The 25,327-nt window shown below is 55.1% G+C and carries 41 protein-coding genes; 12 read left to right on the forward strand and 29 right to left on the reverse strand.

Annotated elements, in window-relative coordinates; translation table 11 throughout:
- Positions 1-23: 23 nt before the first annotated feature.
- The 13 genes from C3406_RS04845 to C3406_RS04905 form a co-directional block, all read right to left on the reverse strand.
- Positions 24-419 (reverse strand): phage tail assembly chaperone, encoded by a 396-nt coding sequence (locus tag C3406_RS04845; protein ID WP_103826542.1) that lies wholly within the window; start codon positions 417-419, stop codon positions 24-26.
- Between the two features lie 50 nt (positions 420-469).
- Complete coding sequence (locus C3406_RS04850; protein ID WP_103826541.1) at positions 470-925, reverse strand: phage tail tube protein; 456 nt, start codon at positions 923-925, stop codon at positions 470-472.
- A gap of 60 nt (positions 926-985) precedes the next feature.
- Positions 986-1,315: a DUF3168 domain-containing protein gene (locus C3406_RS04855; RefSeq protein ID WP_103826540.1), complete on the reverse strand. Its 330-nt coding sequence runs from the start codon at positions 1,313-1,315 to the stop codon at positions 986-988.
- Complete coding sequence (locus C3406_RS04860; RefSeq protein WP_103826539.1) at positions 1,312-1,761, reverse strand: HK97-gp10 family putative phage morphogenesis protein; 450 nt, start codon at positions 1,759-1,761, stop codon at positions 1,312-1,314. Before C3406_RS04860 ends, C3406_RS04855 begins: the two co-directional genes overlap by 4 nt.
- On the reverse strand, positions 1,758-2,099 hold the full coding sequence (locus tag C3406_RS04865) for a phage head closure protein (RefSeq protein ID WP_103826538.1): 342 nt from the start codon (positions 2,097-2,099) through the stop codon (positions 1,758-1,760). Before C3406_RS04865 ends, C3406_RS04860 begins: the two co-directional genes overlap by 4 nt.
- Positions 2,096-2,422: a head-tail connector protein gene (locus C3406_RS04870; protein ID WP_103826537.1), complete on the reverse strand. Its 327-nt coding sequence runs from the start codon at positions 2,420-2,422 to the stop codon at positions 2,096-2,098. Before C3406_RS04870 ends, C3406_RS04865 begins: the two co-directional genes overlap by 4 nt.
- Positions 2,423-2,431: 9 nt before the next feature.
- A complete protein-coding gene (locus C3406_RS04875; RefSeq protein WP_103826536.1) occupies positions 2,432-2,617 on the reverse strand; it encodes a DUF7210 family protein in 186 nt (61 codons plus the stop codon).
- Between the two features lie 51 nt (positions 2,618-2,668).
- The gene (locus tag C3406_RS04880; RefSeq protein WP_103826535.1) at positions 2,669-3,889 is read right to left on the reverse strand and encodes a phage major capsid protein; all 1,221 of its coding nucleotides are present in this window, start codon (positions 3,887-3,889) and stop codon (positions 2,669-2,671) included.
- A gap of 13 nt (positions 3,890-3,902) precedes the next feature.
- Positions 3,903-4,757 carry a head maturation protease, ClpP-related gene (locus C3406_RS04885; protein WP_103826534.1) on the reverse strand — a complete coding sequence of 285 codons (855 nt, stop codon included), beginning with the start codon at positions 4,755-4,757 and terminating at the stop codon, positions 3,903-3,905.
- Between the two features lie 8 nt (positions 4,758-4,765).
- Entirely contained in the window at positions 4,766-6,070 is a 1,305-nt protein-coding gene (locus tag C3406_RS04890) for a phage portal protein (protein WP_103826533.1), read from the reverse strand.
- The gene (locus C3406_RS04895; protein ID WP_063160068.1) at positions 6,070-7,800 is read right to left on the reverse strand and encodes a terminase large subunit; all 1,731 of its coding nucleotides are present in this window, start codon (positions 7,798-7,800) and stop codon (positions 6,070-6,072) included. The genes C3406_RS04890 and C3406_RS04895 overlap by 1 nt, the downstream gene beginning before the upstream one ends.
- Entirely contained in the window at positions 7,797-8,267 is a 471-nt protein-coding gene (locus tag C3406_RS04900; RefSeq protein WP_063160069.1) for a phage terminase small subunit P27 family, read from the reverse strand. The genes C3406_RS04895 and C3406_RS04900 overlap by 4 nt, the downstream gene beginning before the upstream one ends.
- Positions 8,268-8,403: 136 nt before the next feature.
- Positions 8,404-8,760 (reverse strand): HNH endonuclease, encoded by a 357-nt coding sequence (locus C3406_RS04905; protein ID WP_103826532.1) that lies wholly within the window; start codon positions 8,758-8,760, stop codon positions 8,404-8,406.
- Positions 8,761-8,974: 214 nt separating this feature from the next.
- On the opposite strand from C3406_RS04905, the gene C3406_RS25945 reads away from it, so the two are divergent.
- Entirely contained in the window at positions 8,975-9,364 is a 390-nt protein-coding gene (locus tag C3406_RS25945; protein ID WP_146052605.1) for a hypothetical protein, read from the forward strand.
- Positions 9,365-9,403: 39 nt separating this feature from the next.
- Here the strand turns inward: C3406_RS25945 and C3406_RS04915 are convergent, their stop codons facing one another.
- From C3406_RS04915 to C3406_RS04990, 16 genes are all read right to left on the reverse strand, one after another.
- Complete coding sequence (locus tag C3406_RS04915; protein ID WP_103826530.1) at positions 9,404-9,697, reverse strand: Acb2/Tad1 domain-containing protein; 294 nt, start codon at positions 9,695-9,697, stop codon at positions 9,404-9,406.
- 229 nt (positions 9,698-9,926) lie between these two features.
- Entirely contained in the window at positions 9,927-10,277 is a 351-nt protein-coding gene (locus tag C3406_RS04920; protein WP_103826529.1) for a hypothetical protein, read from the reverse strand.
- Positions 10,274-10,774, reverse strand: coding sequence for a lysozyme (locus tag C3406_RS04925; RefSeq protein ID WP_420899186.1), 501 nt, complete (start codon positions 10,772-10,774; stop codon positions 10,274-10,276). Before C3406_RS04925 ends, C3406_RS04920 begins: the two co-directional genes overlap by 4 nt.
- 1 nt (position 10,775) lies before the next feature.
- Positions 10,776-11,075 (reverse strand): hypothetical protein, encoded by a 300-nt coding sequence (locus C3406_RS04930; protein WP_191968296.1) that lies wholly within the window; start codon positions 11,073-11,075, stop codon positions 10,776-10,778.
- 118 nt (positions 11,076-11,193) lie between these two features.
- Complete coding sequence (locus C3406_RS25950; RefSeq protein ID WP_146052604.1) at positions 11,194-11,349, reverse strand: DUF3927 family protein; 156 nt, start codon at positions 11,347-11,349, stop codon at positions 11,194-11,196.
- Positions 11,346-11,774, reverse strand: coding sequence for a tellurite resistance TerB family protein (locus C3406_RS04935; RefSeq protein ID WP_063160072.1), 429 nt, complete (start codon positions 11,772-11,774; stop codon positions 11,346-11,348). The genes C3406_RS25950 and C3406_RS04935 overlap by 4 nt, the downstream gene beginning before the upstream one ends.
- A gap of 259 nt (positions 11,775-12,033) precedes the next feature.
- The gene (locus C3406_RS04945; RefSeq protein ID WP_103826526.1) at positions 12,034-12,855 is read right to left on the reverse strand and encodes an antitermination protein; all 822 of its coding nucleotides are present in this window, start codon (positions 12,853-12,855) and stop codon (positions 12,034-12,036) included.
- A 17-nt stretch (positions 12,856-12,872) separates the two neighbouring features.
- Positions 12,873-13,862, reverse strand: coding sequence for a DUF968 domain-containing protein (locus C3406_RS04950; protein ID WP_103826554.1), 990 nt, complete (start codon positions 13,860-13,862; stop codon positions 12,873-12,875).
- A 7-nt stretch (positions 13,863-13,869) separates the two neighbouring features.
- A complete protein-coding gene (locus C3406_RS04955; protein WP_103826525.1) occupies positions 13,870-14,667 on the reverse strand; it encodes a KilA-N domain-containing protein in 798 nt (265 codons plus the stop codon).
- Between the two features lie 101 nt (positions 14,668-14,768).
- On the reverse strand, positions 14,769-15,137 hold the full coding sequence (locus C3406_RS04960; RefSeq protein ID WP_103826524.1) for a RusA family crossover junction endodeoxyribonuclease: 369 nt from the start codon (positions 15,135-15,137) through the stop codon (positions 14,769-14,771).
- The gene (locus C3406_RS04965) at positions 15,134-15,382 is read right to left on the reverse strand and encodes a LexA family protein (protein ID WP_103826523.1); all 249 of its coding nucleotides are present in this window, start codon (positions 15,380-15,382) and stop codon (positions 15,134-15,136) included. The genes C3406_RS04960 and C3406_RS04965 overlap by 4 nt, the downstream gene beginning before the upstream one ends.
- A 9-nt stretch (positions 15,383-15,391) precedes the next feature.
- Positions 15,392-16,270: a DNA adenine methylase gene (locus C3406_RS04970; RefSeq protein ID WP_103826522.1), complete on the reverse strand. Its 879-nt coding sequence runs from the start codon at positions 16,268-16,270 to the stop codon at positions 15,392-15,394.
- A complete protein-coding gene (locus C3406_RS04975) occupies positions 16,267-17,028 on the reverse strand; it encodes a helix-turn-helix domain-containing protein (protein ID WP_103826521.1) in 762 nt (253 codons plus the stop codon). The genes C3406_RS04970 and C3406_RS04975 overlap by 4 nt, the downstream gene beginning before the upstream one ends.
- Positions 16,982-17,200, reverse strand: coding sequence for a DUF4222 domain-containing protein (locus C3406_RS04980; RefSeq protein WP_103826520.1), 219 nt, complete (start codon positions 17,198-17,200; stop codon positions 16,982-16,984). The genes C3406_RS04975 and C3406_RS04980 overlap by 47 nt, the downstream gene beginning before the upstream one ends.
- Positions 17,201-17,363: 163 nt before the next feature.
- Positions 17,364-17,918, reverse strand: coding sequence for a YmfL family putative regulatory protein (locus C3406_RS04985; protein WP_103826519.1), 555 nt, complete (start codon positions 17,916-17,918; stop codon positions 17,364-17,366).
- Between the two features lie 44 nt (positions 17,919-17,962).
- Entirely contained in the window at positions 17,963-18,163 is a 201-nt protein-coding gene (locus C3406_RS04990; protein WP_103826518.1) for a helix-turn-helix domain-containing protein, read from the reverse strand.
- Between the two features lie 88 nt (positions 18,164-18,251).
- On the opposite strand from C3406_RS04990, the gene C3406_RS04995 reads away from it, so the two are divergent.
- The 11 genes from C3406_RS04995 (at position 18,252) to C3406_RS05045 (ending at position 25,188) form a co-directional block, all read left to right on the forward strand.
- A complete protein-coding gene (locus C3406_RS04995) occupies positions 18,252-18,926 on the forward strand; it encodes a LexA family protein (RefSeq protein ID WP_103826553.1) in 675 nt (224 codons plus the stop codon).
- A 966-nt stretch (positions 18,927-19,892) separates the two neighbouring features.
- The gene (gene rdgC, locus C3406_RS05000) at positions 19,893-20,822 is read left to right on the forward strand and encodes a recombination-associated protein RdgC (protein WP_103826517.1); all 930 of its coding nucleotides are present in this window, start codon (positions 19,893-19,895) and stop codon (positions 20,820-20,822) included.
- Between the two features lie 92 nt (positions 20,823-20,914).
- On the forward strand, positions 20,915-21,451 hold the full coding sequence (locus C3406_RS05005) for a hypothetical protein (RefSeq protein WP_103826516.1): 537 nt from the start codon (positions 20,915-20,917) through the stop codon (positions 21,449-21,451).
- On the forward strand, positions 21,442-21,834 hold the full coding sequence (locus C3406_RS05010) for a hypothetical protein (RefSeq protein WP_103826515.1): 393 nt from the start codon (positions 21,442-21,444) through the stop codon (positions 21,832-21,834). The genes C3406_RS05005 and C3406_RS05010 overlap by 10 nt, the downstream gene beginning before the upstream one ends.
- Positions 21,831-22,169 (forward strand): hypothetical protein, encoded by a 339-nt coding sequence (locus tag C3406_RS05015; RefSeq protein WP_233210538.1) that lies wholly within the window; start codon positions 21,831-21,833, stop codon positions 22,167-22,169. Before C3406_RS05010 ends, C3406_RS05015 begins: the two co-directional genes overlap by 4 nt.
- Before the next feature lies 1 nt (position 22,170).
- Positions 22,171-22,374, forward strand: coding sequence for a hypothetical protein (locus tag C3406_RS05020; protein ID WP_103826514.1), 204 nt, complete (start codon positions 22,171-22,173; stop codon positions 22,372-22,374).
- 3 nt (positions 22,375-22,377) lie between these two features.
- Positions 22,378-22,722: a hypothetical protein gene (locus C3406_RS05025; protein WP_103826513.1), complete on the forward strand. Its 345-nt coding sequence runs from the start codon at positions 22,378-22,380 to the stop codon at positions 22,720-22,722.
- Complete coding sequence (locus tag C3406_RS05030; protein WP_103826512.1) at positions 22,722-23,222, forward strand: hypothetical protein; 501 nt, start codon at positions 22,722-22,724, stop codon at positions 23,220-23,222. The genes C3406_RS05025 and C3406_RS05030 overlap by 1 nt, the downstream gene beginning before the upstream one ends.
- Positions 23,219-23,791 (forward strand): 3'-5' exonuclease, encoded by a 573-nt coding sequence (locus C3406_RS05035; RefSeq protein ID WP_103826511.1) that lies wholly within the window; start codon positions 23,219-23,221, stop codon positions 23,789-23,791. Before C3406_RS05030 ends, C3406_RS05035 begins: the two co-directional genes overlap by 4 nt.
- Before the next feature lie 39 nt (positions 23,792-23,830).
- A complete protein-coding gene (locus C3406_RS26425; RefSeq protein WP_103826510.1) occupies positions 23,831-24,037 on the forward strand; it encodes an excisionase in 207 nt (68 codons plus the stop codon).
- Positions 23,998-25,188 (forward strand): site-specific integrase, encoded by a 1,191-nt coding sequence (locus C3406_RS05045; RefSeq protein ID WP_103826509.1) that lies wholly within the window; start codon positions 23,998-24,000, stop codon positions 25,186-25,188. Before C3406_RS26425 ends, C3406_RS05045 begins: the two co-directional genes overlap by 40 nt.
- Positions 25,189-25,327: the final 139 nt, after the last annotated feature.

Consider the following 25,327-nt stretch of genomic DNA (forward strand, 5'->3'; position numbering starts at 1 on the left):
AAGGAAGAACGTGCCGGGCTGGCTTACAGCTTTTCCACCTCGGCCGCCGAAGTGGTCAGGTCGAGCGCCTGCTTGAGAAGACGGGAATGCACCGGGCCGTAAAACTGCTCGACCTGCGGCTTATCCTCTTCGCTGAAGACCTGCGTGCCATCTTCTTCCAGTAGCACATCAATAAACAGCACCACATCAGCGCTCTTGTTGCGCAGCGCACGTTCTGCCGCCGTCAGATTTTCTGGCTCGCTTTCTCCCTGCATCGGATTAAGCACCTGCTGCCATTCAAGCCAGGCCTGCGCTGATGGCTCACGCAGTTTTACCCTGGCGTTTTCCCACTCCGGAACGGTGACGATTTTTGTGCGAAAGCCTGCCATAGGTGCCAACGCGAGCGAGCGAAGTGAACTCTGTGAAACCTGTTTTCCCATTTCATTTTTTCTCAGTTTGTAATCAGGAATAGCGGCTTTCGCCGCTGTTATTAGCCTGCAGAAGGTGCCGGAACGATCGGGACGGGCTTACCTTTGATGCGCAGCGTAAACGATGCGGTCACCACCCCGGCAGTGCCCAGGCTCCAGCTGTTCTGACGAACTTCAGCCAGGAATGCATAACCGTTGCCGGATGGGAAGATCACCTGAAAAGCGTGCAGCGTATCAGTGTCGTAAGCGGTGCGTAATGTGTTCTGCCCCTCTTCATCAGCAGACCAGTTCCCGGAAACCGTCATTTCACCTGGCGCGGCCAGGCCGTTTGTCATTTCCTGCTCGGTGGAACATAGCGTGGTGGTGTCGATGTCTGACTTTTGCCCTCCGGTGTAGCTAAGCTCCTTGGTCGAGCAGTTGATGGATTGCCAGGTGGCGCCAGTGGGGTTTGGTTCGGTTGCAGGATTTTCCGAAATGTTAATTTTCGTACCCTGCGTTTTTTCATACTTAGAGGACATAGTGATCTCCGGATATAAAAAAGCCGCCTGGAGGCGGCAGAGTTAATATGAAGTGTGGAGTTATTGCCAGATCTGAACTTCAAGCGTGGCCCGGTAAAGTCCGGTATCCGGCTCGTAGCCGTTAATCTCGTTTAGTCCGGCAGGATGCAGATCGGCCAGAGCCGCTTTAACCTGATCACGTAGCGCCCGGGCATCATCAATCGACGAGGCCCAGGCATCAACCTGAACCGTGCTTGCTGTTTCTGCCGGACCGCAGAAAACATCCTCGCTGACTGAACCCGGGAGCAGATAAATCACCCACGGCGCCGTGGTACCCTGCGGCGCAACGTACGGAAAAACATTTCCGCCTGCCAGCGCACTGAGCCGCTGATAGATGTCAGCCTCTGTCATTTCGCCAGCACCTCATCAATGGCCTGATTCATGCGGGCCAGCGCTGCCTGCGTAGCCTCTTCCTGCCGGGTATCGAATGCCGGGCGAACGAAGGGGTGCGCAGGCATATTCGATGTACCGAGTTCAACGAAGCGCCAGTAAAAAGCGTTGCGCGGATTGCTGGCCTTCATTTTGTTGTCGCTGTTGCCGGTGTCAGGGTTAACGCCCCGGATATGCACGCCGGAAGCGATTTCGCCGCGACGGCGACCCTTCTGGGTCACCACCACCACGTTTTTTTTCAGTTTCCCGGTAAGGACGGGCGCACGATCTTCTACCTCCAGTCGCAGAACTTCTGCACCAGCACGCGTGGCATCACGCAGAACCTTATTATTTTCAGCCCTGCTGAGCGTCTCCAGATCCTTCGCGATATCGGCCAGACCCGAAAAATCAAGACTCGTTGAAATCACTGTTTCACCCCCTTCTCGCAAAGCAATTCGAGCCTGGTGCCGTTCTCTGCTGAGATAGCCGACTTGATGTCATATGTCTCACCGCCTCCGGTAGGCGGCAGATGAACGGCTCGCCATCCCGTGGTTACGGGAATGCCTAGATAACGACGCATCCAGATCCGGGTTGTGGTGCTGCTCAACTCTGCGCCGCCGTCCATCATCTCCCGGCCCGATACATCCACGACTTCTGCCCGAACCGAAGCAACATCCACCCAGCCGGTTGCAGGTTGTCCGGACGGTAATCGCCCGGTTGCCGGTTTCTGAAGGGTTACCCTGTGCCGTAGACGTCCCGCTTTCATAGGCCATAAATCCGGTAGGGTTGAAGGAGTGCTTCAGTAGAGAAAGCCAGCGCAGATGTCGTGCTGCCGGTGCTGACCGTTTCACGGTTGGTGTACCAGTGGGCAATCAGCATCAACATAGCCATTTCGATATCCTCGCCATAAAGCAGAGCGTCAGGATCGGCCATATAAAGCGGATCATCAGCCTTTTCATAAAGCCGACGGCGGGTCCATTTTTCAACGTAACGTTCCGCGGCTTTTATGCCCGTATCGATCCAGGCGTCGTCTTCCGTGAAATCCTGTTCGATATTGCAGTGTTGCTTCACCTGCTCTTTAGTCAGCATGCGCGCCCCTTACTTACCTTTGCCTTTTCCTTTTGGATCGGGGTCTTTATCCGGTCCCGGTTTTTTGGCACCGGGTTCTGAGGCATAACCGCGCGCCACCAGCTCGCGACCATGCTGCTCCAGCGTCTCGAACTCGGTGCCTTCGGTAAGCACGTTACCTTCAAAATAAATGGGCTTGATAGCGATCAGCTTCATGGCTGTCTCCTTAAAGGAAAAGAAAAGCGGCCCGCAGGCCGCCGTTAAGGATTACGCACCGCCACCTGCAGCAGGCGCAGTGAAGGCTCCGTAGATGAATGCTTCCGGGCGTTTCACCGCCAGCGCCAGACGCTCTTCGCAACGAATCGAGATCATGTTTTTCTCGAAGTCGTCGACGTTCTCAGTGGAGATCACCACGTTGGCATCTTCACGGTCGAACAGCTGGGCAGCAGCGTTGAATGCACCGGTCAGGAATTTGCCCTGGAATGCTGCAGCTTCGGTCGCAACCACCGGCAGGCCCCACAGGGTCGGACCGGTCAGGGCCGCCGGGTTCGCCAGGATATAGCGGCCCAGCGTGTCTTTGGTGAGTTCAATCTTCGCCCAGTCGATGAAGTGCAGGACGTGGCCGGAAGCCGGGAAGCGCGCCAGCTGCGCCTGCAGCATTGCGAGGCGGAGATCATCGATGCCGTTCTGCTGCTCAACGGTAAAGGCAGCGTCATAAGCAGATGCCTGTGGGACGATGCCTTTCAGGTGCGCGCCGGTACCATCACCGAAGAGAATCTCCTGCTCTTCGACATATTTCAGGCCGTAACGCATTTCAGCGTCGATAGTGGACTGCAGCTGTGCAAAATCATCCAGGATCTGTTTGGACGCCTTGAACATGTGCGCGATGGTGGTCACCGGAGTGATCTGCGTGGCGAACTGGATATCGCTGTACGGCTTGGCGGTGCCTTCCGGCACGACTTTCGCCGCATTGGTGAATCCGGTCTGCTGCACCCAGAAGATGGCTGGTGCCGAGGTTCTGCCAGGTGCGATCAGATCGCGGATGAAAAGGCGCTGTTTCGGTGCGGTGTCGATACCCGGCAGACGCTGCGGCTCAACCACGCCGGTGGCGACATCCGTGGAAATCAACGCGGCGTTCACCGGCACGCTGACGCGCTTGCCGCCTTCAACGCTTGCCGCGAACGCTTTCAGCGCTTCACTGCTGATAACGGTCTGGCCAACGGTCTCGATAATCTTTGCAGCGTTGGCCAGCGGCATCTGAGCAACCTGCTGCTCAAGTTCGCCGAGCGCCGCCTTAAGCGTTTTTTCAGCATCTTTCAGGGCATTAAATTCCACTGCCATTTTGTCGACGGTGTCTTTGGTTTCCGCTGACAGCTCGCCGTTTTTCTTTGCTTCTTTCAGTGCTTCTTCTGCCTTGGCATTAAATTTGCCGGTCGCCTCTTCAATGCTGGCGCTAACTTTTTTCAGGATCTCATTTACATCAGACATAACATCTCCGTTTTTACTGGGCAGCCGCTTTCAGGCCGCTGAGTGCGGCTTCCAGTCGGTCTATAGTTTCGTTTTCGATGGTGGCAGCGCTCGGCGTACCGTCAGGGGTGACAGCAGCGCCCGGCGTGCTGCCTGATAAGGCTTTAAGAAGTTTTCTCCGCTCAGAGCGGGGGGTGTTTGCTTTCGCCAGTAACGCATCGAGCTTACGCAGCGCTGCAGCTGGGCTTTCGTCATCGTCCGCGATTTCGTCGGCAGAAAGCAGGCTGTCAGCAAAACCTTTCTCCACCGCTTCGCTGCCGCCGATATAAGTTTCGCCGTCCATCATCCTGTTGACCGTAGTGGCATCGAGGCCGCTGCGCGCCTGATAGATATCGCTCATGGCGTTATCAAACGGCGCCATGTCAGCGGCGATCTGCGCCAGGTCGTGACGGTTGCCCATCGCGTAAACCCAGCAGTTGTGGATCATCAGGAATGCACCGCGCCCGATCTGCACGTCGTCACCGGCCATCGCGATGACCGACGCCGCCGACGCTGCCAGGCCCAGCACCTTCACAGTGACCCTGCCTTCGTACTCGCGCAGCAGGTTATAAATCGCAAGGCCCTCGAACATGTCGCCGCCGGGGCTGTTGATGTTTACCGTTACGTCAGCGCCATTAAGGGAGCGAAGCGCCCCGGCAATGCGGCTGGCCGTCACCCCGTCGCCCCAGTAGTCCGCGCCGATCACGTCGAAGATAGAAATGCTGTTGTCACCGTCCCGGGCGGCGCGGATGCCGCCGTTCCAGCGCTCCATTGCCGCCGCTGGCAGGTCAGGTTTTTCGCGCGCAAAAGGTCGCCCCTCCGGCGCCGCCGGAAGGCTTTTAATTGTCATGGATGCTCCTAAGCCGCTTGTTTCAGCGGGGACTGTTCGAAGGGGATGTCGGGGAATACGTGGTTATGAACCTGTCGCAGCGCGAAAGCCTGTGCTGCCTGACTGTTTTGTTTCAGGTCTTCAAGCGGCGTCAGATTGAGCTGCACCGTATAAAGATCGCCGCCCTCAATCGGTGGCATGTTTTCCAGGCGGCGTACGTCGTTGCGGGACATCCAGCCGTTCTGCAGCGCACTGGTGTAGTAAGCAGCCCGGCCAGCGCTGTCGGCGCGCAGCAGGCCCTCAACTGAGAACTCAGCAAAGAGGTCCTCTTCGCCATTTAGCAGGCAACGGGAGATCTCCTGCTCGATATTCACCAGCAGCGGGCGCAGCGTGTGGGTCAGGAACTGGAGGTTCATCCCCTCAAGACTCGATGCCCAGCTGCTCTGCTTCGATGTGTGACCGACCATAAAAGGCGGCACGCGGAACCATCTGCAGATTTCCTCGATGCTGAACGACCGAGACTCAAGCATCTGCGCGGCTTCCGGGTTCATGGTGACGTTCTGATATTTCAGTCCGCCCTCAAGAACCATAATTTTTCCGGCGTTTTTAGAGCCGGTAAAGGCCTGCATATAGCCCCGAAGTCGCTCTCTTTGATCCTTATCAAGCGCCGCGTCAGCTGAAAGAAACCCCGAGCTTTGCAGGCCATTTTCGAAAATCTTTGCAGCAGACTCTTCGACGGCCATCGCCGCGCCGATCACGTCACGACCCGTCATCATTGGCATCATGCCGCAGACACCATCAAGGCCGAACCCACGGATGTGCATCAGGTTCTTTTCGGAGATAACGCGTTTATTGCCGTCCTCGGTGTAGGTGTATTCCAGCCTTCCAGTATCCAGCCGCTTCACCACCATGTTCTGGGGCAGCAGTGGCACCAGCGACACCAGCTTATTGCCGATAAACAGCTTCTCGACAAAGGCATTACCGCGCAGGCAGATACTAGCCACCACCATGAGCATAAAGCGCGACGGCGTCATTTCCAGATTCGGACGGCGGCAAAGCACCTGGTAAACCGGATGATTCTGCGCCAGCTTGCGCGAGCCATCAGCCTGCCGGGTGTAAATCTTAACCGGCAGTGTGGATACCGACTCGCTCAGAAGCCGGACGCAGGCCCAGACCGCAGAAAGCTGGATCGCCCGATCTGCAGTCACCACCTTGCCGCTGCTGCTCGTGCCATACCACTCCTGCCAGAACGTTCCGGTAGTCAGGCTGACGGGCACGCCCAGCCAGTTGAGCAAGGCGCTTTTTACCTTGCCCGGCTGCTTATTTTTCTTCATCAGAAACCTACCATGATGGGATTTTCAAAGAAGCCGTTAAGATCCTGTCGGGTCTCCGGCAGCATGGCCCGACCTATATCCATGATCAGGGCAGTGGCCCCGTCGATTTTGTTCTCGCTGTGCTCCTTAATGGGCCGCACAACGTCATCGTTACCGGGGAGGTGCTTGCCCACTACGTTAGAGATACACCATGTCAGTATGGGATGGCCGTCATGGTGGAAGCGTCCGGCCTCTATCGCCGCCTCAAGCTCCTTCATCGGGTCCGACATGTTGGTGTAGTTCTGGACGATGGTTATCGGGCTGAGACCCTCATCGGCCAGATGGTGGGACAGGTTCGTGGCGCCGTGGGGATCGATGGCCGATTCCTCTACCGGGTTCTGCCGGTTGACCGCCTTCGCTTCCTCCAGGATGACGCGGTAGTCGATCTCTGCACCTTCGGTTACCTCCAGGTGGCCGGAGTTCACCCACTTCTGGAAGCGTTCAGCAGTACGCTGATGATCGGTGTCCGTGCTGTATACCGTGTCATAAGGCACCCAGAACTTAGGCGCTATGCAGTAATAGTGCCGCCTGCCATCAATATCACGGCTGAAGATGCGCACCATGCTGTTCATATCGAGCTTTCGCGCCAGGTCGAACGAAAGGTAGCAAGGCTGACCCTCGAACTGCTCGATCGTCAGCGTTTCATCCTCGCAGTTGCGCCAGCTGACGAGGTTGAAGTAAGCCGCCCTGGCTGATACCCAGATGTTCAGATGCTTGGTTTTAAAAACGTTGGCCTGGCGGGCGTTGTTCATGGCCCGCTTCTGCTGGCTCAGCAGGAAATCGCTGTAGACAGAAATACCCATATTGGGATTCGCCTTGCGCAGCACTGCCGGATCGGTCCAGTCGTCACCCTCATCAACGGTGTAAATCACACCGAACAGCTCATCGTTAGGTACCGTGCCGTTCAGCATTTCAATAACTTCCCGGCGCTTGTCGTAGCACGGCCCCTCAATGTTGTAGCCCGCAGTGGTGATGGCCCACATCAGCGGCTGACGCCGGGCGCCCATACCTGTCAGCATGGTGGTGTAGAGCGCGTCGGTATCGTGTTCGTGATATTCGTCCACAATGGCGCAGCTCGGAGAAGCACCATCGCCAGGGTTGCCGATCAGCGGCTCAAGACGGGCACCATCTTCCGGCCGGTTCATGTTGGAGGCATTAACCTCCACGCCAAACGCGTCACAAAGCGCCGGGGTGCGTTTACACATCAGGCGCGCCGGGCGGAACACTTCCCACGCCTGCTTTTCCGTCGTGGCGCCGGAGTAAACCTCCGCGCCAAACTCGTCGTCACAGGTGAAGCAGAACAATGCCACACCGGCAGAGATCGCCGACTTACCATTCTTACGCGGGATCTCGGTATAAACCTCGCGGAAACGCCGCAGCTTCGACCCCTTGCGTACCCAGCCGAACGCCGAGCAGACGATAAACAGCTGCCAGGGCTCAAGGGTGATGGGCATGCGTTTGAAGGCCCACTCGCCTTTCGTATGCGGCAGAAGCTGGATAAACTTTGCCGCCTTTTCCGCCAGATCTTTATCGAACCGGTAAAGAAACTTTTTAGTTTTCTCTTTCGCCAGATCATCAAGGTGCCGCTGGCACGCATCGATGACGTAGCGGCACGCCACAGTTTTCCCCCGGACGATGTCACGGGCATACTGATTTGCGGCGTTCACGTTAGGGTAGGCTTTGCGCGTCATAGGTTTTTAAAGGGGTTGTCCGACTGTTTTTTGTTCCCACCAATCAGACGCTGCCTGCTGCTGGGGTCCAGCCCGAGCATGCCTCCGAAGGAGGCCATCTGCCGCATTGCTTCATTCAGCACGGTCAGCGCCGGGTTTTTGATCACACCGCCCATTGCGCCGGTTACGGTGATTCCGTTTTTAGCAACGTCCACCTGCGCAGCGCGGGCATTGGCATAGGCCACACAAAACATTTCGAGGTTGTGTAAATCCGTGGCGCACAAAACCTCCTGCGCGCACAGCTCATTAGAGACCATTCTCCACATTGTCGCAGCGGATTCGCTGAGCCACTCGGGCGGGTCAACGCCGGTTATGGGTGTGAAGGAGGGTTCTTCTTTATTGAGGGCGCGCTTACCCGGATTGCCTGCCAGCAACTTCCGGGCAGTCGGCTTGGCGCGGCGTCCGGATCGGCCCGTCGCTCCAGCCATAGACGCTCCAGTTAAATTTTATATTTCGCGGGTGTAAAAATCTGACTGAGGCGGCGGTCCTTAGTAGGCATGGCCCTGAACTTTTGCCCCGCCCTCCCCGTTGATGACAATCGATATCATTTGCATCAAAATGATTTCAATTTGAACCATTTCGCTCCTTCGCCGTCTTGGTCTTGTGGCATGGCCAGCACAACGCTTGCAGGTTGATGTCGTCGTCTGTGCCGCCGTGAGCTTTGGGTTTGATATGGTCAACTGTTGATGCAGGAACGGGCTTTCCATTCCTCAGGCACTCCTGACACAGATGTCGATCACGCGTCAGGATGCGAGCTCTAATAATGTCCCACTTACTGCCATAGCCTCGCTGGTGGCGACTGCGGCCCTGCTGGTGCTGCTGCCAGCCTTCATTGCGGTGCCCCTCGCAGTAGCCCGAGCGATCTGTTGTAGTACCGGAGCACCCGCGTTTACGGCAGGCGCGCGGGATAGCTGCTGGCATATTGTTGGCTCCAATAAAAAAGCCCCGCGTAAGCGAGGCTGTGATTTATCCCCTATAGGGTATATTTACGATTTATCCCCTGTAGCCATTACGATGGGTCTGCCCATGGTAATGGCAAAAAGTGCTATTGACGAATTCGTCAATGTTTTCATTCAGTTAAATACGTGGTTTTATAATTGCACACACTCATTGCTTATGTTTATTGGAGAACACTGTGGAATCTAGCAAAGATGACTCACACCCCTACGATTGGCTGTTTATTTCCTTCTCCAAGCCATTATTCATGCTTGGCCTGCAAATATTTATATTATTTACAGGAGTTATACTGACTGCGACTTTGCATGAACCTTCCTGGCTTCCTAAGTTTGGAACTCTTAGCACATTGCCAGGCATTTTATTAACAATGGCTCCAATCTTTTATAAAGGGGTGTATAGGGCGTTTCCACAATACCCTGCTGAAATGTGGGAGCCCCCGAAAGGAAGTGACGGGAAGTATTCCGTTACGACTGCTGAGTCCAGAAAGTTATCGATGAATATAGTTATCGGTACGGTCATGGTTTCAGTCAGTACGCTAATTAGTGCCTTTGGTGATTTGTTTTTTTAATCCATTATCAAGCCCACCAGCAGATGGGCTTTGTAATGGCTAGCAATCAGCGTCAGGGCGTGCAACCGCACGACAGGCCCACATACACGCTTCCTGCATTTTGGTGCGTGCAATAGACAGGCAGCGCAGGGCGTCATCAATCTCGCGTGCCTGCTCAGTGCTAAGCGTCGCCGGGCCATTACGGACAGCCAGCAGCTCTCCACGTTCGGTATCGAGCAGACTGCAAAAATGACGACTGACACCTTTCAGGCGGTTCATTCGTTCAATATCGCCAGGGGTTAGTGTGCGGTAGCCCTTAACAGTGCTGCCATCTTGGGGTTTAGCTTCGCTCATTGATTTACCTGTTGGTTGAAAGGCCAGCTTCGCGACGCTTCACAGCGTGGCTAACCGTGTTGTGCAGAGTGGGGAACATCATCAGGCGCTCTACTCTAAAGCGCCTGGGGCTGCTCACTTAACCGCTTTATACCAGGCCTGCCAGCGATACGTATTAAGCCGCAGCTGGCGTAGGCATTCAGCAGTCTCGATATCGGCCTGCAGGTCTTCGTCGCTATTGGTGCCAGCGTCACTGGCCCTGCACGGCTCCTGCATCAAATCCGCTGATGGAGTTGGCAGCGTCGATAGCCTGTTGCCGCAGCCGGACAGACTCATCATCAAAATTACACCTGGTACGATTCGGATCCTGGACATATTTCACCACGTCGCGGGTTATGGTTCGGTAGATGATGCGGCCTTCGTCGCTGGCTTGCGCGGCCTTCTGCTCAACGGGCTGGAGCGACTTCTCTGCTTTGGCGCGCTTATCGGCGACCAGGGCGTTGATGTGTTCTGCGTGAGCGCTCCACCCGGATCGCCAGCTGAACAGTCCCGTTAAACCGCAGAGCGCGGCACAGAGGGCAATCACGTAGCGGATCTTCATTTCTGGCTCCACGTGCAAACCTGATATTCAACATCCCGACGATTCATCAGTCCTTTCCACTTTTTGCCACCAGCGTAGATCCAGCGCTTCAGTTCGTTGCACGCGCCAGCGTAATCCCGGGCGTTCAGTCTCTTCAGCAGCGTGGACTTGATAGCAGCTGTCGCACCTACGTTATAAGCGAACGAATAGATTGCTGCCCTCTGGGTATCCGTGGTTTGCACTTTGATGTGCGGATCAACCTGCCGGGCGATGCGAGTAATGTCGGCGCGCGTCAGGGCGTCACACTCCCGGTCGGTGTAGCGCTTACCGGGTATGATGTCGCTGCCGGTGTGCCCATCACAAACGGAAAGAACGCCAACGACATCACGGTAAGGCACATACTCACGTCCCTCAAGACTGCCTTTGCCGGAGACCATCACTGTCGCGATAGCAATGGCACCGCCGCCACCAGCGATTGCAGCAACTATCCGCTGCTTCAGTACAGAAGACATTGCCATGCTATTTCTCCTGCGGCTGCATCACCGCCTCGATGTCACTGACAACCTTCGCAGCCTCGGGGATATTGCTGACGTCGCCCCGCGCATACGCTGCTTCGAGAATCTTCGTACGCTTGCGCTCTTCCTCTTCAGCTGTGAGGTTTCGCCTGTTGTTGGACCGATAAGTCAGCCAGGTAAAAATGCCAGTGATTAAGAATCCCAGCGCAAAGAGAACGTCCTGCAGCGTCAACATGGCAAAGAATCCTGTAATAGCTGACCAGAAATAAGACCAGAATCCGTTTTGGGTATTCATTCGTAGCATTTCTCTCACCTCCGTTTTAGGGGTCGGAAGTGCTGTGTGAAGGAGTTATAGAGTGGCCACCAGCAGGCAACCAAATGCACTCTGTCAAAGGCCGCCGGCAGCGACCTTTTGCACAGTGTTATTTACTGGGTTTAATCAGCGGCCAGAGCAGAGCAATCACTCCAGCCACCAGCACACCATCTGCCAGAATCGACATCATCTTGCTGGTGAAGTCGATGGCCACGACCAGGAACAACAGCACCCCGGCAGCGACCCAGCGGAGATTGCCGATCACAGATGGTTTTCCAGGCGAAGGCCGAGGACGTTAGCGATCTCTTCCAGCACCTTGCGCTCTTCTGGCTCTACTTCACCATCAGCCTCTGCGATGGCCACGGCCACATCGAGAACGTCTTCAGCTTCACGGGTGTCGTGCTTAACATCTTCAATCTCACGCAGCGCAGCACGGCGACCAATCTTGAAGTTCGTATCCAACTGACCGACGATCGTTGCGCTGATAGCGTTGATTTCAGAGGTGAACGCCGCCAGTGAGGGCTGATTGCGCAGCACCTGCTCAATCTTCGCTTTTTCTGATGCTTCGCATTCCCCATCGGCATACGCCACCAGGTAAGCAGCGTTAACGACCGCCTGCGCCAGATCGCGCTTTTCGAACTTTTTGATGTCGCTTACTGCTTTACGGGCTTTTTTACCGAAACCGAACATAGTGACTTTCCTTTTAGCGGGTGAGCCAGCGCTCAGGAATGATCAGCCCACAGAGACAGTCACACCGACCGTTCCCTATGGCTCACCCCTGAAAGGCTCTGTGGTTGAATTGCGCCGAGCGTGGCGCGGAGAATTACAGGCATAAAAAAACCCGCTCGGTGGCGGGTTTCTTAACTCTGAACATACAATGCCCATCGTTAACGTCAAATTTACACAAAAACGGCAACTTTGCAAGTAACGTGACGCTAAATAGTGAGATTTATATCGAATTATGCGCTCTTGTTACTTTCTTCAGCTGAGCGTCAGCGTTGCTCTCTTCCTGAAAGCATTTCGTCACAAGGCTTTCATAGAACGGCTTCCAGCTGTAGCGCCATGTACGATCGGGAAGGCTGTCCAGCTCGGCCAGAACGCCGCGGTACGCCACTGAGGATTTAGGTCTGCTGTACCCTCTTCCCTCGCAACGTTTGCACTCCTTATAAACGGGTACGCCCTGAAACTCAGTTTCTTTACGGTCGAGGGTTTTCCCCGTTCCACCACACTGGCAGCGCTTACTCAGTTGGCCCGTGCCGTTGCACTTGCCGCACAGCTGGTGGTCCACATCCTTAACCTGACGGAAGACCTCAAAGTCAGATGGAGACTGGCCCAGATCCTTAGCAAACTGAGGCAGGCGCATGGTGTAATGGCTTTTGGTAATCACGCTGGTTTTGGTGATGATGCCTTTACCCTGGCATTTTGGACAGTCGACACTGTCAGCTGCTGATGAGGCGTAGTCTTTGAAGGCGAAGCGGGCGAGGATCCGCATGCACAGCGGGAACTTTTTACCCGCAGCTTTACGCACCGCCATCGGCGCATGCTGTTTGGCGTACTCGGTCAGCCAGGATATCGCGGCTTCTTTATCCTGTGGGCTGATGCCTGCCTTCCCCAGATACATGGCGAGGCCGATCCCGGCATCTGCCTGAGTCATGCCCAGCGCCGCCATAATGTCGGTTACGGTTAACTGATCGCCCGCTGTTGCGCGGACGCTGTCCGAAATGTGCATACCTTTCGGTGCAAAAAATTTTAAAACTCCATCCAGATTCATCGCGTTCTCCACTCCGTCTACGCCAGTACGCCGATAGCCAGCGCCCGGTCTAATGTTTTCAGCAGCAGCTCTGGCTGCGTGCCGTATTTCGCTTCAAATGCCACGGCGTCAGCGTGTAATTCATCGTGGTGCGCTCTGCACAGCGGGATCACGAACAAATCATGCGCTTTGGTACCCATCCCACCCATGCCGTGGCCGATAAGGTGGTGGGGGTCGTCTGCTGGTTTCTGGCAACACGCACAAGGCTGCGCCTTTACCCAGCAGGTGTACTTCTCGTTCTGCCAGCGTCGGCGCTTCGGCCTCAGCATGTAGGATTCCGGCGTCTCTGGATCCACCTGCAGCGCCAGCACCTTTTCAACGGCCTCCTCCACCATGCTGGTGGGCGGTACCGACGGCACAATGTCGGCCTCACGCGTCACCGACTGGAATTTCTCAGCCGGGATACGCAGGACCTTGCGTGCTACCGCCTCCGGGATGACGTGGGCCAGCTTATTGATCGTCAGCCACCAGCAAAGTTCTGGAAGAGTCACCGGGTGGGCATCATCGAAACCCAGACCGGCGCGAACAACCGACAATACCCAGGCTACCAGGTTCTTTCGTGCAATGCCCGACAGTTCGGCAGTAAATTGCTCTCGCACCCGGATATCACAGGCCCAGCACAACCGCAGCGCGCCGGGTGCATGCCTCATGGTGACCATTTCGTGATGGTGATAGTCGCTGTGGCGGTATTGGCAGCCAGATTCACGCATTAGCCAGGCCTCAAGGCATGACAGGCCACCAGCCCGCTGAATGACATCGGCATGCTCAAAGACAGGCACCATTAATGGGTCCTCTGCCAGCGGCTGGCCTGCCGCTGGAAGTTCGCCGGTTGGCAGGTTGGCCAGGCGCTCCGGTTCGTTCTCCAGCAGAATGCGCCCGCGATGGAAATGCGGCATGAGTTCAGGACCAGGCCGGAAAGCCACGATCCCGAACTCTTTTACGACGACAGGGGTTAATAACGCTCTCACAGACACCTCAATGTACGGTTTCGAGCAGGCGCAGCAGCTCCTGAAATTTTGACTCGAAGAAATGCGGCTGCGTTTCACGCGGGTTCGCCGGGCTGGTGATGTTCTTCCCGTACATGCATCCCTTCGCTGTCATCGCCCAGAAGCGTTTAACACCATTCACACCCGAACGGCTGCGGCGTTCCTTATGCTCGACGATCCCCAGCTTGGCCAGCTGCTGGTAAGCCAGCGTTGCCGACATGCGGATCCCGTTAGCTTTGAGCAGGGCACTCAGCGACTGCGTGGGGCGACTGGAGCCATCAGGCGCACCGACTGGTGCGTCAATGGCGTACTGCGGGGCGAGATTAGGCAGACCAACAGCATCCTGCAGCTTCTGGCATGCACCGAGAACAGAGGAATTGGAGAGATTAAGAGATCGTTGCATAAAATCGAGCAGGATAACGCCTGCCTGCATCTTATCTGCCGCCTGGCTCTGAAGAGTGGCAGGCTGATTTACAGCGGCATCAAACGTACGGATCACCCTCAGGCTAAACTGCGGGCTGATCCACATCGCGTAGGAGTAGACCAGCTCTTTACAGACGTAGCTGCCCTGCTCTTTGCCGCCGCGGATAACGCTGACCGGGTCCGGCGTTTCCGAGTTGCTAATTTGCAACTCGCTTATTAGTTGTTCAGTTTGCTCGTTGCGAAGCCAGAACGCTGGCTTGTGCTTATCCTGAGCACCAGCAGCACGATGAAGATCGTTAAGGCAGTAACGCCCAAAAATATCACGGCGTACGGAAACGCCGTCAATTACGAGTAATTGACTCATTTTGTTCTCCACTGATTGTATTGCGAGGGGCCTGCACGCCCGCTTCGCTTGCACTTTTTGACATTACTGCTGATTTGAATAATTTTCAACACCCCCACTGTCTATGCATACAGGCCGATCGTTATCTCAACCTTGCCTTTGGGCGTTACCGGCCCCCATTCCACCAGCATTCGCTTAATCTGACTGTCGTCCTCCCAGATGCCTGCGTGGGTCAGCGCATCGAACAGCGCTTTGTTGTAGTTGTCGATGTCGCGGCGCCGCGCGTCCGGCGGGAAAAGAATGATCTCCACCGCCGCTGGCGCGCTGCTGGGCTTCGGTAATCTGCGCAGTTGCTCAATGATCGCAGCGCAAGCATCGCTCTGGTACGCACGCCCTTTGGCGCTGATGAGGTGGCGACCGGCCAGCGGCCCCTTATTCGGGGCGCGCCAGTAGGTGTTTACGCTCGGAGGGAACGGCAGCACCAGTTTCATTTACCCTCCGGGATCATCTGCGATGGCTGGCTGTTGATTTTTATGCCGCGATGCGCGCCCGGGACTATCGTTATTGCCTCTTTGCGCTGCAACGCACGTAACTGCAGGGCGGCCGCATTCGGCGACACAACTCCCATCAGGCGGGACAGCTCTGAAATAGTCGGCGGATAACCGTGCTCGCTCTGGTATTTCACCAGCAGATCGAAAACCTCCTGCTGGCGCACCGTTAATGATTTATTGACCACTGCTACCCCCTACAGAACCGCAACGATATCGCTGACGGTTTCGCGTGTACTGGATTTACTGGATATCGCGCGCCGGGCGCGGACGTATTTGAGTTCAAAGCCGTGCTGCTGGTACAGCTCAATGATGCGTGGCGCTGATGAGTTACTTATCACCACCCGGGCGCCGCGCTGATGGGCGGCAACACAACATTCCGCCAGGGTGATCTGGTCTTCCCAGCTAAAACCGCCTGGCGCATAACTGGTGAACCCGCTGGTACCCGGCAGCGGCTCATACGGTGGATCGCAGTAAACGACATCGCCCTCGCCAGCCAGAGAAAGCGTGCGGCGGAACCCGGCATTCATGAACACGCATTTGCTCGCCAGCGCAGTGAACGCCTCGATCTCTTTTTCGGGGAAATATGGATTGGGGTATTTGCCCCAGCCAACATTGAACTTTCCGCCGAGGTTGTAACGGATAAGCCCGTTGAAGCAGTGCCGGTTCAGGTACAGGAAAGCTGCGGCGCGTTCCGGCCCGGCCAGCAGCTGCCCGTTGAAATCATCAGCCACTTCGGCATACCCGGCGGCGCTGTTCCTGGTGCTGAACAACAGGCGGGCTTGATGAATCACGACATCCGGTACCACAGCCAGCATCTGGTACAGGTGGATCAGGTCTGCGTTGATGTCCGCCAGCAGGAAAGAGTCGTGCTTACGGGAGTTGATGAACACAGAACCTCCACCAACAAACGGCTCAATCAGGCGCTGCGCTGCGGGGATCAAGCGGTCGATATCAGGCAACTGGTGGTATTTGCCACCAGCCCACTTGAGGAACGGACGCTGCCAGGCTCGCGGTGACGGCTCCTCAGATGGCAGTGTGGCTGTAATACCGTCACAAACAGATGCGCATCTCATCCGTTCACCACCCGGAAGCCTTTGGCTCCCTGCGAATAATCGGTGCCGACATAGCTGGATTTAAAAAGCGGATCCTCTTTGAGGCCGGAACTTGCTGGAGTCATCCAGTCGTCTTCGTAGTGCCTGTCAGGACCGAAGAAGGTTTTGGCCTGTTTGACGAACTCGGTACCGGTCTTGCCTGTTTGAGCGACAAACCCGGCATAGCGCTTAACGCCCTCCAGCATGGCAAGAGGCGAAACGCCTTCGCGAACACGGGCATCCCAGGCTTTCAACGCAGCGCTTTTCGAGTTACCACCTGCCCGCTTCGGATATAACCCCCAGGCCAGATCAAATAAGTTTTCATTGACTGGTTCATTGACTGGTTCAGAGAACTGACTGGTTCCGGGTGCAGCTCCTGCACCACCAACCGGTGCAGCAGATTCACCACCTGGTGCAGGAGATTCACCACCAGGCGCAGGACGTGCACCAGAGGGTGCAGCATTTGCACCACTAGGAAGGTTAAGTTTGTAAACGTTGGTGCGGTTCAGGCCGGTAGCCGCCTTGCGGACTTCAACCGATACCAGACCATCCTCAACCAGCTGTTTGATATGGTTTTGCACAGAGCGCTCTGATATCTCGCATTGCTCTGCGATATAGGGAACGGAGGGCCAGCATTCGCCCTGATCGCTGGCGTTATCCGCTAGTTTGATCAGCACGAGCTTGCGCAGCGGGTTACCCACTTTTGCTTTCATGGCTCTGACCATTAATTCCATGCTCATCTGGACCTACCTCAATTTCCCTGAAATCGCGCTTGAAGACCTGGAGTGGGCTTGAGCACTCGTATGGGTAGCCAGATCGCAGGTAAATAACACGCTGCGCTTCTGGTTCCCAGCGGATGACACGAACGGGGATCCCCCGGCGGTCTTTAAACCATCGGTCGAGTTCGCGCATAAGGCCTTTGCCCTCCGGTAGTACACACCCACGATTCCAGTGGCGCGGCTGTGGTTACATGCCACCCAGCGGTTTGCTACTCTGCGTTCATACCGAAACAGCGGAAGGCCCGGCACCGGGATCATCCGAAGTTGCGGTAAGCGGTTCTTTACCGTTAAACTGTTCATGCGTTAGTTTCTCCACTGTTACGACACGCCACGGCGCCCGGAGCTGCACACTCGCGGGCGTCATTCTTTTCTGCCGCACAAAAAACGCGATATAACAGCGTTAAATGCTCCTGCCATTTCTGCATGACCTGATAGCTGTTCTCTTCGATTTGCTCGCGTTCGTCCTGGTCAATCACGCCATCGGCAGTAGCCTTGCGAACGTATGTCGAGTGTTTACCGATCCACTCGATAGACTCCATCAGGCGCTGATTGATGTCGGCGTTATCCACGTCCTCGATATCCACCAGCGGAACATTGACGCTGTTCGACTGACGCGATACCGCATCAGCGATGTGCTTGGTGCCGCTGGCCTGCTGGAGAACCATCGCCCAGCCCATTGGGAAGATCTGATCGCCACCAGTGCGTAGACGGTTAAAGAGCGCATCCTCTGTCACGCCCAGCCATTCAGCCGCCTCGGCGTAACCGCCCGGCAGGCTTGATATGGTCTTTTTAATTGCCGCCACCAGCCATGCGGGTTGCTTTTCGACTTGCCAGTGTTGTTGGTTATCCACGGTTAACTCCTTGATGCTGTGGTGTCTTTTCTTCGTGTTCTTGGTTACTGTTTCGGGTAGATGTCAGGTCGCAAATCAGATTTAGTTATTGCGCCAGCTGTGATCTCTTCGAGCTTTTTGGCGAGGGCGAATCCTGCCTTTTTGTAGCCGTTGAAAACCAAACGCAGATAACCGGGGGTTGATTTGACGCTAACTGCTAATTCGCACTGCTGCTCTTTCGATAAAGAGTCCCAATACTCTTTCATAATATGTACCTCCTGTGTACATATTACATGAATAATATGAACCTACAAGGTACTTGTACCTTTAAGGTACACAATGTTTAATTCTGGGATGAAAACGATTCAGGAAATTAGGCGGTTAAACGCCAGAAAGCTGCGTGACGGTGTCGGCGGAAACACTTACTTCGCCACCATGATCGACAGAGAACCTACCCAAACCAGCAGGTTTATGGGGGATGGCGCGTCTAAAAATATTGGCGATGCAATGGCTCGTCATATTGAAAAATGCTTTGATTTGCCGTTAGGCTGGTTGGATCAGGAACACCAAACCACTAATGTTGCAAAAAGTCCTGACGTATCAGACACTAATAGAAATATAACATTGGTTCCGGTTATATCCTGGGTGCAGGCAGGAGCATGGACGGAAGCTGGCTTTGCCGAGGTTGACTTGAGTAGTGTTGAAACTTATCCGTGCCCTGTGCCGTGCGGACCCATGACGTATATCTTGCGCGTGATTGGTGACTCTATGATCGATGAGTACCGTCCGGGCGACATGATTTTTGTAGATCCCGAAATCCCAGCATGCCATGGCGATGACGTTATCGCGTTAATGCACGATTCAGGAGAGACCACCTTCAAGAGGTTAATTGAGGATGGCGGCAGTAAGTACCTGAAGGCCTTGAATCAAAGTTGGCCGGAACCCTACGTTAAGATAGACGGCAGCTGCTCCATAATCGGTACGGTGATCTTTTCAGGAAAACCGCGAAGGTACCTTAACAAAATTTAAATTTTAATCTTAAGCCTGCGGAAGCGGGCTTTTTTGTGCTTGACAATGTACCCTAACGGTACATAATGTACCTGAAAGCAACAGTGAACAGGCAGGACGCCCACGCAGTAGCCGCCGGTGGCGCATGAATGACCGGATGATTCGCTGTCAGGTGTCTTCGGGAGGGGTAACAGAGTCGCGGCCTGATAAACCGCTACTCGTAGTCAAATTCCTATAGCTGGTGGCGATACCCAAGCCAGGAATACCAAAACCAGCAGGAGTGTTAAGGGTAAGGGCTTATCCCCCCCTTAGCACCCCGCCCGAAGATACCTGCTGAGCATGGCGAAAGCCGAAAGACTTGAAGGCGTTTCTCTCAGGTTTCGCGCTAAAGAATAGCGGGGAGAACCTGGGGCGGTGAGCAAACCCCGCGTGGCTGCACCTGACGCTACAGCCCAGACCAACAAGCCGACTGGCAACGTAATTGCCCTTTTCATTCTTCCCGGCGAGGTAGCGCTGCCGGACCGGGAGGGGTGAATAGACCAACACAACTGAAAGGGCGCTGACGAGCAAGGCATAAGTGACGGTGCGATTCCGTACAGCTCCCTTAGATGGGAGGGGTTAGGCAGCCAAATGATCCGTTCGAGTCGGATACCGGTAGCGCTCTTTCAGTTGTGGTGAATGCACAGGCCGATGTGCAGCGGACTTTTAATCCGTGCGGATACTGGCACAACCAGCCCGAAAGCCGGAGATCGGCACCGGCCACCACAACCTAAGACCTGTAAAAGCTGCATTGCTGTCTTTGGCGGCATCTGTCTCTACCCGTGAGGATGCCGCAATTTTTTTACGCAACACACAAGAGCATCACCGTAGCGACGGCTCATAACCCAATCGCACGGGCTGTTCCACCAGCAGATGCTCTTCTGTGTTGTGTGGAGAAACTAACCTGGCGGCCAGTGCAGATGGCCGCCACGCCCTGAGGAGAAAGTAATGTCTACCCCGTTCTTCAAAAACCTACTGATCTACCGCCTCAGCCGTGACATTGTCATCGTTCAAGACGGCAAGACAGAGGAACTGGCCCGCCAGCTGGAGAACTTCCAGTTTACGCCGTGCGGCAGCCAGGATATGGCAAAAGTCGGCTGGGTACCGCCACTGGGACAGCATTCCGATCAGCTTTTTCATCTGGTGAATGACCAGCTGCTGCTCGTTATCCGTCGTGAAGAAAAGATTCTGCCAAAGCTGGTGATCGCAGAAGAGCTGAATAAGAAGGTGTCGAAGCTGGAAACTGATCAGGGTCGTCGCCTCAAGAAAACTGAGAAAGACTCCCTGCGCGATGAAGTGCTTCACTCGCTTTTGCCGCGAGCTTTTACCCGTAGCAGTATGATCCGCATCTGGGTGAACCTTAACGCCGAGATGGTGATGGTCGATACATCGAGCGCTCGCCGCGCCGAAGACTCACTGGCACTGCTCCGTAAAACGCTTGGTTCTCTGCCCGTCGTGCCGTTGACCATGGAAACCCCAATCGAGATCACCCTCACCGAGTGGGTGCGTAGCGCTTCAGCGCCATCAGGTTTTGCGCTGGGCGATGAGGCCGAGCTGAAAGCAATACTGGAAGATGGCGGCATCGGCCGCTTCAAAAAGCAGGAGCTTTCCAGCGACGAAATCGCCACTCACCTCGATGCTGGCAAGATGGTCACTCAACTTTCGCTGGACTGGCAGCAGCGCATTAGTTTCGTGCTGAGCGATGCCGCCGCGATTAAGCGACTCAGGTTCGCCGACGAGCTGCGCGACCAGAACGACGATATCGATCGGGAAGATGCCGCCGCGCGCTTTGACGCTGATTTTATCCTGATGACCAGCGAGCTGACTGCCCTTCTCAATAGCCTGACGACGGCGCTGGGCGGCGAAGCCCAACGATAACCCCTAAATAGTGACCTACCCCATGTCTATGGGTTGGGTTGCTGCAACCAAAAATCAGGCGCGGTGCAGCGCGTAATAATGGAGAACACGTAATGTCATATATTCAGACACTATCCGGGAAGCATATTAACTACCTCAATATTCATCACGACGATATCGTGATCGAGGATATTGCCACTGCCCTTTCTCACATCTGCCGCTTTGCCGGCCACCTGCCGGAGTTCTACAGCGTCGCGCAGCACTCGGTGCTTGTCAGCCAGCTGGTTCCCGCAGAGTTCGCGCTCGAAGCGCTGCTGCATGATGCTGCTGAAGCGTATTGCCAGGATATTCCGGCACCACTGAAACGTCTGCTCCCGGATTACCAGCATATCGAGGCGTATGTCGATAGCGAGATCCGCGCTAAGTTCGGATTACCGGCTCACCAGCACGATATGGTGAAGTATGCCGACTTGGTCATGCTCGGTACCGAACGCCGGGATCTGGATATCGACGATGGTACCGTGTGGCCGGTGCTCGAAGGCATCCCAACGACCGACCTGTTTACCGTCATCCCGCTTCGCCCACGTCAGGCTTATGGTCTGTTCATGGCCCGGTTCAACGAACTGACGGGGATCCGCAAATGCGCCTGACCAATATTCAGTTAATTCACGCCGCCCACCACGCTGCACGCTATTTGCCGAAAGCATCAGCTGAACTGGTAAGGGAGCTGGCCACACGACTGGATGTTGCACTGGTGGCGCAACGCGAAACAGCGAAGCTTCGAGATGCGCTGGCGGCTGAGAATGACGGGCTGAAGAAATACATTTGCGAGGAGTGCTATGTGGAGAACGTCAGGACTGGACATCATTCCTGTGCTGGTCATGGCATGCCTTCTACCCCGGCCACCGACGCCTACCTGGCTGAAGTACGCGCTCAGGGCGTGGAGTTGTTTGCCCGGGAGATGCACGCAGATATCAGCGAGGCCGATGCTATCGAGTTCGCCGCCCAACTTCGCAAAGGAGCATCAGCATGAGCAGATCTAAATCATCAGACGTGCATGATCTGTTAAGCGCTTATCAAAAACAAGCTCGTAAGATTCCACCGAAGGGTGTTTATGCCTCAAGGCAGCGTCAGGTTGAGGTGAACGCGGCGCACGTACGCAAGTTAATGCGCAAGCGTCGGCGGTCAGTCGGCAAGTCAAACAAGCTCGGCTATCGCCTGACGGCGGAAATGCGCGTAGCACTGATTTGCGATATGAATTTTTGGGCGCTGGTATGCAGATCGAATCGGACTAATGCTCGCCAGGATGCCAACACCGCAGAACTGGTAGCCGCTGGCATCCTCGTCAGCATCAACGGGGAGGGCTGATATGGCTAAGTCACCAATGAAACTCATGCTGCGCGCATGGAACAAAGAGCTGAAAAACCCAGAATGGGGCATGGGTAACCGCAAGCACCGGAAAGCCTGCGCTCGTGATTTTGCAGGAGCCAGCATTGAAACCGATGCTGATATCCCGAATCAGGCCGAGGCAGATGACCGCCTGGCGGAAGAACTCACTTACTGGGAGGACTAACCCATGACCAAATTCACCAAAGAGCAGTTAATCGCACGCGTTAAGCAAGCCACGGCAATCAACCGCCGACGCATCAACGCCAACCCTGACGCCACCGGTCTGGTGATGGATAACGAGCTGTTCGCTATCGCACTCGCAGCACTGACTGCTAGGCCATTCATGTACGGCATTGCTGACCCTGACGGGGTACCGCATTTTGATGAAGAGTGCGTAGGCAGCGATGCGGGGATACTACAGGATAATGTTGATTGTCTGAACGATGAGGCGTGCGGTGGCGACGGGCCACGCGGCGTAGAGAGTGATGAGTACCGGGTAGTCGCACTGTATCGCCTGCCGGAGACTGAATAATGCAATTCACCAAAGAGCAGTTGATCAATCAGGCTCGTGAAGAAGTTGCTTTCTGGCGCGAGCGTGACGAGCTAATTCCGTCTCAGCAAACAGCTATACGCCTGCGCCTGGCTGAAATGGCGCTGGCATCGCTGAGGGCTGAGCCGGTGGCAATTGTTGAGCCTAGCGATTATGTGACGGCGGCACAGCTTGTTGGTGAGTGTCCAGCCAGGAAAGCGGTGCATGAGCTTTACGAAGGGGCTTTGCGGATTGGTGACAAGCTCTATCGCCATGCCCCGCCAGCGCCGGTAGTGCCGGATGGTTATGCACTGGTGCCGATCATTCCAACTGAGGACATGATTATTAACGGCTTTGAGGCAGAGCTACGAGAAGAATTTCGTGACCCGGAAGCGTTGGAAACATACGAAAAAATGAGCGGCTGCGAGCTGGCGGCGCACCGGACTAAGTTATGCTGGGCTGCAATGATTGCTGCGGCGCCACAGCAGGAGAGAAAAACATGAACCACTTAATGATCGACCTTGAAACGATGGGCAATAAGCCTACCGCACCCATCATCGCGATCGGGGCCGTACTGTTCGAGCCCTCTACCGGTGAGTTGGGTCTCGAGTATTACGCCGTTGTGGATCTGGAATCATCCATGGTTCGGGATGCAGCAGCTGACCCCAGCACCATTCTCTGGTGGATGAAGCAGAGCGCCGAGGCGCGGGCAGAAATCACTAGCGATAAACGCGTGAATATCACCAACGCGCTGGGCGGGCTGAGACGACTTATTGAAGAAAACTGCGTACCGGATCACCTGCAGGTCTGGGGTAACGGGGCGACATTCGACAATGTGATCACCCGGGCCTCGTTTGAACGTCATGGCCTTTTCTGCCCATGGAAATTCTGGAATGACCGCGACGTTCGAACAATCGTAGAGCTGGGCCGCGCTGTTGGGTATAACCCGCGCTATGAGATTCCCTTCGAGGGTGATATGCATAACGCGCTGGCGGATGCACGGCACCAGGCCAAGTATGTTTCGGCAATATGGCAACGGCTATCCCCGATCGCCAACGATAATATTGCCTAAGATAAACGCCCGGGTGCAGCCGGGCTAGTGGAGAAAACTATGCTGAACCTCGATTGTGTCCCTATCTCAACTTATTGCAGAGAAACTGGCGAGACTCTCGATGCCATCAATAAACGCGTTCAACGTGGTGTATGGAGGGAGGGAGTTCAGGTGCTGAAGGTGGAAGGCGTTAAGGAGAGATGGATTGATCTAAGTGAGGTAGCTAAATGGGCAAGACAGAGTCGCCTAAACTCCCGCGCGGCGTGACCATCAGGAAGCACAGCCAGGGTGAAACCATAAATATCACGTTCACTTATAAAGGGGTGAAATGTAGAGAACCCCTTTCAAATTTAGATGTGAGCGTCAAAAACTTGAAATACGCCGAGCGGACCCTCGGCGAAATTCATAACCAAATCGAGCGTGGAACATTCGTTTATGCAGAATATTTCCCGCGATCTGCACGGTTAAAATTATTTGGCAATGCGGCCGCTGGAAAGACAGTAAAAATGTACCTGGACGAATACCTTAACATCTGTGAAACGCGAAAACTTTCGCCGTCCACCATCGGCGGTTATAAAAAATGTCGTAGCGCGCTGGTAGCCCTTCACTCACTACCTGCAAGCGAGCTTACACCGGCTGCAATGAAGGCGTGGATCCAGAGCCGCACCACTACGCTGAAGACAATTCGCAACCAACTTTCTTTCTTGCGATCAGCGCTTGATGAGGCTGTAACAGATGGCGTCCTCCAACTCAACCCGGTATCCCTGGTCACGGCATCCCGGTATCAAAGCGACAAATCGACTGCTGACAGCGATTATATTGTCGATCCGCTTTCACCAGCAGAGGTGGATGCCCTCCTCTCCTCTGCCACAAATAAGCAGTGGGGCAACCTGTTTATGTTCGCGATCCAGACAGGTTTACGCAGCTCGGAGTTATGCGCGCTGCGCTGGCGCGATATAGATTTCATCGGGAAGACGGCGCACGTTCAGAACGCGAGTGTAGTAGGGGTTATTAAGGGGACTAAAACAAAGGCAGGAACGCGCAAGGTGGAACTTAACGATGCGGCGATGGCTGTGCTGGCGAATCAGAAAACCTTCACCTTTATGAAAGACGCCACGATATTCGAGGATCCGAAAACGAATAAGCCGTGGGCCAGCGCGGACGCAATCCGCAAAAAAGCCTGGGTTCCGACATTACGTAAAGCGGGTATCAGATACCGTAACCCATACCAGACCAGGCATACTTTCGCGACACGCCACATCAGCCAGGGCGCCAACCTTTTCTGGCTCGCCGGACAGATGGGTCATAAGGGGCCAGAGATGCTCTTCAGGCATTACGGATCTTATTTGAAAGAATACGACGGGAACACTGAGCGAAGACCACTCCTTGCCAGCGGCGGGACGCGAAAGGAGCCGTAAAGGAGCCGCGGCAAATTTCGCGAGTAATTAAGCTTTTTTTATTAGTCAGTTACGAAATTTCGGACACGGGTTCAACTCCCGCCAGCTCCACCAAAATTCTTTGTTGATGGTCACCAGAGCCTGATACAAAGTCCTGAAA

It is taken from the genome of Leclercia sp. LSNIH8, from assembly GCF_002920195.1.
Taxonomy (GTDB): Bacteria; Pseudomonadota; Gammaproteobacteria; order Enterobacterales; family Enterobacteriaceae; genus Enterobacter.